Raw genomic sequence first — 7,880 nt, 5'->3', positions numbered from 1 at the left:
CCGCTAGGAGATGGCGCGCTGCTGGCTGGTGTCGCGCGATGGGTGAAAGCGCATCATCCGAAAACAGAAATGATTGGCATATGCGCCAGCGGAGCAGATGCAATGGAACGCTCCTGGCGATCGGGAAAACTGATTGCGAGGGATAGCGTAAGCACCATCGCGGATGGGATTGCTGTGCGTGTCCCCTTCCCTGAAGCTCTCGCCGACCTGAACGGACTCGTTGATGAGATATTCCTGGTTCACGATGAATTTTTTGTTGACGCGATGCGGCTTGCGCATACAGAGCTCGGTCTCTTACTGGAACCAGCAGGAGCCGCCGGCATCGCTGCTATTCTGACTTATCGGAATCTATTTGAAGGAAAGTCAGTCGCTGTGATTCTCACCGGGGGAAATGCCAGCGAGGAACAGATCCACAATTTAACGTCCATTTCAAGGGTGAAACAATGAAGTCTCTTTTTCCAAAACAAGTGATGGTGTGTCTTATTTCTGTTCTGGAATCTTGCAAGCCCGGAGCATTCCCATAGCGCAACTGTAAGAATCGAAGTTCAAACCACCTTTACGGCGGATACGCCTGGATCACCGGGAGGGGACGGCGCATTGCTTTTTGCGAAAAGAGTGGAGCAGGTCACCGGTGGAGCAATTCGATTATTGATCAAAGAACCAGGTACGTTAGTTTCCAACGACGCAATCTTTGATGCAGTGAATCGAGGCTCGAAGCATGGTGGAATTGATGCCGCTATTGTTGCGCCTTCACAAAACAGATTGAAGGTAAAGAATCGATTCGTCGCTTTACCGTTCACACGCATTTATTTTTCCGGCGTTCCGTTTGGACCTGAAGCCGAAGAGTTTTTGTCCTGGATGTATTATGCAGGCGGGCTTGAGCTTGAAAATGAGCTGTACAACAAAGTACTGAGTGGCGGTGATGGTGTTGTTGCGTTTCCAATGGGGATTAACCACGGTGAAGGTGTCGGCATGACCCCAACGCTCATACCATCGACAGTTGAGGAGCTGGCGGCGACTCCATGGAACTTACGCATTCTGGGACTTGCCGGCACTGTGATTCAAAGAGTGATTCAATCTGTTTCCGATGATCCGGCGCTCACGATTCATTCGGGAACAGTCGGCGTTCCGGTTTACCAGGATCTAAAAAATGGAACTCTTCAAGCGGCAGAATTTTCGAGTCCGGCTCAGGATATTTACGAATTTTTTGACTTGCCTTCCTCCAATGGCGAACCGGCGGTCTCGCAATTTTCCAGTTCGAACAGTCAAGCCGATGCGCCGCTTCTTTTTTACTATGTCGGCGCATGGCATCAACCTTTTGCGCTTTCCGAGTTTCTGATTAATAAACAGGTCTACGATTCGCTGGGAAGCACGGCGCAGGCGCAACTAGAAAACGCAGCCCGAGCGCATGTACTTTCCGAACTTGTCAGAACACAAAAAGCATCCGGTCGCGCCTTGCGCAGAATGCAAAACGTGTACGGGGTGACGATTGTGAATGGGTGGCCGCAACCTGTGCTCGATGCCTTACGCGCCGCTACGATTGATGTCATCAATGAAGAAGCGCAGGATCCCGATTTCAATACGGTCCTGACGAGTCTCAGGAAATTTACGAGGACCCAGCAGTTTTACTGGAAGTACGACAACGTTGATCCGGCAAAACGCTTCGACACCGAAGACTCTTCGAACTGGCCCGGCTGGGGATCACAAATCCCGTGACATCTTTGCGAACTGGGATACACCGTGCCTCTGTGCTAAGGAGCTACGAGTCTTCTGATTTCGCTTCCACAAGCTGAATAATTTCGTGCATTTCAAAAACGTTCGGACCGGCGAACATTTCTTTTGGCGGACGATTCGAATGAGCTTCCCGAAATGCATCGCTTGCCGTCCAATTGGCAAAATCCTCTGCGGTTTGCCAGTACGTCAGCACGACGTAATATTGCGACCCACCCTGGTCACTGCCATGAAGCTGAATTTTCTTGGGGCACAAGATTTCCAATCGGATGAATCCCGCATGCTTCTCCACAAGGCGTGCCCGGCCTTCGAAGCGATTTTCAAATTCCTTTTCATATCCTGGAGCTACCTGAATGCGGTTCGATACAACAATCATGAACTGATCATACCGCAGATCAAGCACGTTTTTTGCGACTGACTGGTTTAGCTCCGTTCCGTAGGCTTTGCCGGCAGAATGCCGGCGGTCATTTATGCCAGCCTGGAGGCTGGCGCTCATCTACCGGTATCAAAGATGAGCGCCGCCATTCTGGCGGCATTGATGTCCGCCGGCTTTTAGCCGGCGCTACAAAATCTGAAATCTAGCATCTGAAATCTAAAATTTGGTGTGTCTCTGCGTTAGAATAATCATTCATGCTTGGAACAAAGCTCGCCTTATCCACTGATCGCGCGTTCGACAATCTCTCCCTCCGCCGCTGAAGGACGCCATTTGCAGTAAAAAAGCCATGCTATGATGGTTGCCTGATGAGCTTCAAGCCGGCGGACACTTCACGTGAGGCGCAGCTCGTGATGATCGAAGGTTTCAGGCGAATGCCTGGATGGCAGAAGCTGAAGTGCGTCTCGGAACTCACAGAATTGCTTCATAGCCTTGCTCTTAACGACATTCGCAAGAAGCATCCGGACGCCGATGAACGGAGGCTTCTCTTGTACCTCTCTTCGCGGTGGCTGCCCAGAGACATCATGAAAAAAGCATTCAACTGGGATGTTCAAAAAGAAGGATACTGATGCCGGCCGGTATCGAAGATGTACTCGCACTTCTGGAACAGGCTCTTTCCAGTTTGAATATCACCTACGTTGTTGGCGGATCAATTGCAAGCTCTATCCACGGAATTCCTCGTTCAACGAATGACGTAGATATTCTGGCGAAATTGGAACCTCACCATGCTTCCGCGATTGTCAGCCTGCTCGTGAACGATTTTTACATTGATCAGGATCGAGTAATGGAGGCGGTTGTCCGGAAGGAATCATTCAGCATGATTCATTTACAAACCATGTACAAGATTGATGTGTTTGTAAAGAAAGACAGCCCCTGGTTAGACCTGGAGATGGACAGAAAAAAAATTCAGGCAGCTGGTTCGAAGCCTGATTCTATTCGAATACCGGTTTCCAGCGCCGAAGACAACATTCTTCACAAGCTTGATTGGTACCGAAAAGGTGGAAACGTTTCGGAAAGACAATGGAGCGATGTGATCGGCATCATTCAGGTGCAGGATCAATCTCTTGATTACACCTATCTTCGTAAATGGGCGGACTTCCTTGGCCTGGGAGAGCTCCTGGAGAAGGCAATCTCGGAGGCGCAATCTTGATGTGGTTTGGAAATCGGTTGCGTTAAAAATTTACAGAGATAGTTTTCCCATAGTCTATGCGAGCCATCCCCGATCTGGCTCACAGGATTTCATAGCAGCGTCTGAGTCTCAGGCGCTCAGGGAATAGGCGTTGACCAACCACCCGATTAATTCGGGATTTACGTCTGCTGGTGAACTCAGCTTCAATTTCAGATGAAAACGGTTGCGCGAAACTTGTTCCGACTTACGGATTCTGGGGCTTGTAAGCATGCAATCGCTCTTGATCGTCAAGATCAAACAGTTTTGGCGCGTTGTTACTCCCGCTAAAGTCGTGGCATGCATCAGGTGGATCGACTTCTTTTTCGGATTTTCAGTGATAGGATAGCGCTTTCTCAGCACTTTCAGCAGTTCGTCGTAAGTTTGCCTTACAACTTCTCCTTTTCCATCAAAATGACTTTTGATGTCAAATGCGTTTGGTTCTTCTTTCATAAATAAACCTCCATCTTTCACTAAACAGTGGTGAAAGCGATAAAAACTCTCGCGAGATTCTGGTTTCAGGCCACTTCACGAAGACAGAAGTCAAAAATCAGCAAGCGGAAGTGATTAAGGAAAACGCTTTCAGCAGCGTTTCAAGCTGAGATTATTCTCAGGTCGTGATCTAATTATCGCTCAAAAACCGCAGATAAGCAAAGCGTTGCTTTTTACGCCGACTCCGGCTAGTGGAATCACGCGACAATTTGTTTGACGCGGCCCACTTGTCCATCGACAAGACGCACTTTGATGCCGTGCCGATGATTCGGTGATTTAGTAAGAACATCTTGAACGACACCTTTGGTCAATTTTCCCGTGTGCTGATCCTGCTTTAAAACGATCAACACCGTGATGCCAGGCTTAATACTCGAGCGATTCTGTCCGTTCAAAAGATCTCCTGCATACAACCGAACAATTTGTGGGCGGCTGTCATGTTGGGATTGTACTGTGATTAAGACCACAGATAAACGCAGATGAGGGATGCAGCGCGGGTTGAATTACGCCTTACTCGGGCTAAAGCCGCGCTGGCGTTGGGGATCAGTCGTGCTTGGTGCTCAGTAGTGATAGCGCGCTTGTAGAAAATCAATTTGGTTTGATTGTACCAGATACACAACGCGATGCTCTTCCGTCAGTCGGCGTGACCACGCACCGGAGAGCATGTATTTCAATGGCTCCGGTTTCCCCATGTCTCGAAAGGGGTCTCGGAGGAGTGCTTCAATCAAATCGAAGGCTCGCAACGCAACTTTACGATTTGTCTCAACCCAGTAACGAAGATCTTCAATGAATTCAGCATGGAAAACAGCAGTTGGTTTGAGTTTATGATTTTTCGTCAATCTTCAGTTCTTTTCGAAGCTGTGCAATGGTCCTGGCCTTTCCCTTGCCGGATTTTGCTCTGAGCAAGGACTTCAGCAAACGTTCGGCGTTTCGTGGAGAACGCAGCAGGTGGGCAGTTTCACGAATACTGCTAAGTTCGCTCGCAGATATGAGTGCTACGTCTTCGGCACCACGACGCCGGATAATGATAGCTTGGCGGCCGGAAGCAACATCGTCACATAACGCGGCAAAGTTTGCTCTTGCTTTGGTATAAGTAGTTTCGTTGGCCATTGATCGTACCCTGAGTAATTGTACAGGGTTAATGTACAGATCATGTGAACAAATGTCAACCTGCCAGAGTACTATTCTCCTTTCGGGCGATAAATCCCGTTCATCGGGTGATTATAAGGACCGGTCGAATTGGACGGCGAGACATCGTATCCACCGGTGGCGGACGGAGTCACATCGGCCCACTTGCCGGTTGTTTCGTTGTAAAGAAAAATCCTGCGCTGCACGCCTCCGTTTAGATTTCCATCCGTTCCACCGCTCCAGGAAGCATCGCCCGTATAAACGTGGACCTTATCGCCGGGACTCGCGAATCCCGGCAGGTTGTTGTATAGCATTCTGCGCGTGAAATCTCCCATCTCATAATGATCACGAACCAGGATCGTGTGTCCGACGTCTCTCGAATTGGTCGGATTCAGCGCAATCAAATCGCCCGGCTTTACGTCTGTCGCCTTCACTTCGTTAAACTTGCCTTTGCCTTGGAGGGACATCAAATTTTCATCGCCGATTCGCGGTTTAAAACCGTACTTCTCGCGAGTTCCACCATGCACACCCAGAAATGCTTGTTGAACATACCCCGCACAATCAATGCCAATTCCATGATCCCATTGCATCATTCGGATTGTGTCGGAGTCGCTCAAACCGGGATGGTCTTTCTTTGCTTGATCGAATTGCCCGGATCGGATCAGGGATTGAGTCACCATCTGGATCTGCTCCGCGGATCCACGTCCATAGGCAACCATGTGCACCGCTATTTTCATTTTGTCGTTCCAATGCGCCTTATCTCCGGTTTTAATTAGCTTGGAAAGATCTTCTTTCACAGCCTCAGAACCCTTGCGTCCCGGACGTCCGCTGGCTCCGGTTCCCCACGGTGAATCGCCGATGCGGAAATGCGGCATGGCTTGCACCGGCTTTCCGTTCACTTCGTATGTGGAATTGAATGACTCCTTGAATGCATCGATTCTTCCGCCCATGACCAGCGATTTCACTTCACCGATGGGATCCTTGGATCCAAGCGCAAGATCCACGCGGTTCATGAAACTGTCCAGCTCATTCCCTTTCAGCTTCTTTCCTTGCGCCAGCAATTCGTCGCGAACTTTCGGCGGCACGTTCAATGAATTCAGTTGATAAGGGAGCAGCATAAAGCGCATTTCCGGCGATCGTATCAAGTCGGAATCAGCCGACTTCACACTACTATCAAACTGAGCAGGCTTTGCTGTGGATTCGGCGCCCAGCATCTGTTTGAGTTGAAGCTCGCGCATGGCTCCGCCTAGTCCGAGCTCTTGCATTTGGGATTTTGCATGGGACTGATTTGTTACGCGCGCTTCTTGCGTCACGGGCGCCTGTGGCTTCTGGCTCTCTGTTTGTACCGGCAATTTCAATTCCTGACCTGCATTGACGTTTCCGGGATTGATGTTGGGATTCGCTGCGATCAACTCCTTCAGTGGAATGCCGAGACGTTCCGCTATTTGCGATAACTTTGTCTCGCCCACCATCACGGTTGCGGATTGCGCATCCGCATTCTGCGAAGGAACTGCTGAGGTTTGCCCGCCGCCCATGGGACCGATGGAATTCCCCATATCGAGCCTCCTTTGTTTGTATGATCATACCAGACCCACGCACATGTTGCTTATGGACGTGGAAGCCTGCGATTATCACAGCTGAGGTAAAAAAGGGAGATTACGAGATGTGGAAGATATGGAGATAACAAAGCAGTAATCGCCACAGGATCGCGAGCCGACGTTCCGGAGATTCCCGTGTTAAAGGAAGCCGGTTATTGATACTACCAATATTCGTCATGTTCTTTCATCGTCTGCATGCACTTCAACCAAAATTTCTACCTGGGTGCAGTATACTAATTTCTGCCAAAAAAATGTCTACTTTAGGGCAACAAAGCTTAAGTGTCGGACGACATCCATCACATTTAGATAAGGAAAAGGCCTGACTTGAAGCATAAGAACACCAATGAACTGTTCGCGCGGATCGACCCAGTAGTGAACATTGGTTGAACCGGCCCACCAGATAGTTCCAGGAGAACCTATTTCACCGTTCTTGGCAGAGTCATACAGTACCGCGTACCCAAAGCCGAATCCTAACCCGGGCCCTAAACTATCTTTAGAGATAAGATCGGATAGATGATTCTGCCACATGAGTTCAACAGTCTTTCTGCTGAGAATGCGAACTCCGTCCAGTTCCCCTCCGTTTAGTAGCATTTGTAAAAATCGAAACATATCGGGAGCACTGGAGACGAGTCCGTTGTTTCCGAGATTATCCCTCCGCCACCTCCGGAGAAAGCTTGCGGGCGCGTACGGAGAGGACTGATGTCAGCGCGATCCAAAGCGGTGACTTTGCGGTTACGTATCTCATAGATGCTAGTCAATCGGAATAGCTGGTCACTTGATACAACAAATCCAGTGCTTTTCATTCCAAGCGGTGTGAAGATTCTTTCCTCCATGAAGTGGTCCAGAGGCCGGCCTGAAACACTTTCGATGATCGCCCCCAGGATGTCTGAAGAAAATCCGTAACTGAATTTCGTTCCAGGTTCCTCCGCAAGCGGGACCTTTGCAAGTCGGCCAACCCACTGATCCAGCGTCAGATCGTGTGACCAGTCGAAATCAGGAGCGGGACGAAGAATTCCAGCTTCCCGATACGAACGCTGCTGTGGATCTTTAAACCCGTAACTATAGCCGGAAGTATGGCGAAGCAGATCCCGGATTGTCAGATTACGCTTTGCCGGATCCGGATTATTAGATGATCCATAGACAAGGAGGTTTTGAAATTCCGGAAGATAATCTGAAACCGGATCCCGCAGCCCCAGTTTGCCTTCTTCATAAAGAATAAGAGCTGCAACGCTGGTTATGATTTTCGTCGCCGACGCCAGACGGAAGATGGAATCTGATCTCATGGGACGCTTGTTTTCAAGATCGGCAAGACCCATATGTTCGAGACTGATAATCT

Annotated in this window: 10 protein-coding genes and 1 pseudogene; 4 read left to right on the top strand and 7 right to left on the bottom strand. The window is 49.5% G+C overall.

Going from position 1 to position 7,880, the window contains the following annotated elements; all coding sequences use genetic code 11:
* A partial coding sequence (locus L0156_18245; GenBank protein MCI0604930.1) for a pyridoxal-phosphate dependent enzyme occupies positions 1–447 on the top strand: 447 nt, incomplete at its 5' end.
* A gap of 150 nt (positions 448–597) precedes the next feature.
* Positions 598–1,716: a hypothetical protein gene (locus tag L0156_18240; GenBank protein MCI0604929.1), complete on the top strand. Its 1,119-nt coding sequence runs from the start codon at positions 598–600 to the stop codon at positions 1,714–1,716.
* A 43-nt stretch (positions 1,717–1,759) separates the two neighbouring features.
* Here L0156_18240 and L0156_18235 read toward each other — a convergent pair whose 3' ends face one another.
* The gene (locus L0156_18235; protein ID MCI0604928.1) at positions 1,760–2,107 is read right to left on the bottom strand and encodes an antibiotic biosynthesis monooxygenase; all 348 of its coding nucleotides are present in this window, start codon (positions 2,105–2,107) and stop codon (positions 1,760–1,762) included.
* A gap of 365 nt (positions 2,108–2,472) precedes the next feature.
* Here L0156_18235 and L0156_18230 point away from each other — a divergent pair, with 365 nt between their 5' ends.
* Complete coding sequence (locus L0156_18230) at positions 2,473–2,733, top strand: hypothetical protein (protein MCI0604927.1); 261 nt, start codon at positions 2,473–2,475, stop codon at positions 2,731–2,733.
* Positions 2,733–3,314 carry a hypothetical protein gene (locus tag L0156_18225; GenBank protein MCI0604926.1) on the top strand — a complete coding sequence of 194 codons (582 nt, stop codon included), beginning with the start codon at positions 2,733–2,735 and terminating at the stop codon, positions 3,312–3,314. The genes L0156_18230 and L0156_18225 overlap by 1 nt, the downstream gene beginning before the upstream one ends.
* A 108-nt stretch (positions 3,315–3,422) precedes the next feature.
* Here L0156_18225 and L0156_18220 read toward each other — a convergent pair whose 3' ends face one another.
* The 6 genes and pseudogenes from L0156_18220 to L0156_18195 all read right to left on the bottom strand — a co-directional run bounded on the left by L0156_18220 (position 3,423) and on the right by L0156_18195 (position 7,827).
* The gene (locus L0156_18220; protein ID MCI0604925.1) at positions 3,423–3,782 is read right to left on the bottom strand and encodes a DUF5655 domain-containing protein; all 360 of its coding nucleotides are present in this window, start codon (positions 3,780–3,782) and stop codon (positions 3,423–3,425) included.
* Positions 3,783–4,018: 236 nt separating this feature from the next.
* Complete coding sequence (locus L0156_18215; GenBank protein ID MCI0604924.1) at positions 4,019–4,213, bottom strand: YwbE family protein; 195 nt, start codon at positions 4,211–4,213, stop codon at positions 4,019–4,021.
* A gap of 165 nt (positions 4,214–4,378) precedes the next feature.
* Positions 4,379–4,657, bottom strand: a complete 279-nt coding sequence (locus tag L0156_18210) for a Txe/YoeB family addiction module toxin (GenBank protein ID MCI0604923.1) — start codon at positions 4,655–4,657, stop codon at positions 4,379–4,381.
* Positions 4,641–4,928, bottom strand: a complete 288-nt coding sequence (locus L0156_18205) for a type II toxin-antitoxin system prevent-host-death family antitoxin (GenBank protein ID MCI0604922.1) — start codon at positions 4,926–4,928, stop codon at positions 4,641–4,643. Before L0156_18205 ends, L0156_18210 begins: the two co-directional genes overlap by 17 nt.
* Before the next feature lie 71 nt (positions 4,929–4,999).
* Positions 5,000–6,502 carry a LysM peptidoglycan-binding domain-containing protein gene (locus tag L0156_18200; GenBank protein MCI0604921.1) on the bottom strand — a complete coding sequence of 501 codons (1,503 nt, stop codon included), beginning with the start codon at positions 6,500–6,502 and terminating at the stop codon, positions 5,000–5,002.
* 297 nt (positions 6,503–6,799) lie between these two features.
* Positions 6,800–7,827: pseudogene (locus L0156_18195) on the bottom strand (beta-lactamase family protein).
* Positions 7,828–7,880 lie beyond the last annotated feature (53 nt).

The organism is bacterium (assembly GCA_022616075.1).
In the GTDB taxonomy this organism is placed as follows: Bacteria; Acidobacteriota; HRBIN11; order JAKEFK01; family JAKEFK01; genus JAKEFK01.
This window is presented reverse-complemented; position numbering and strand designations above follow the sequence as displayed.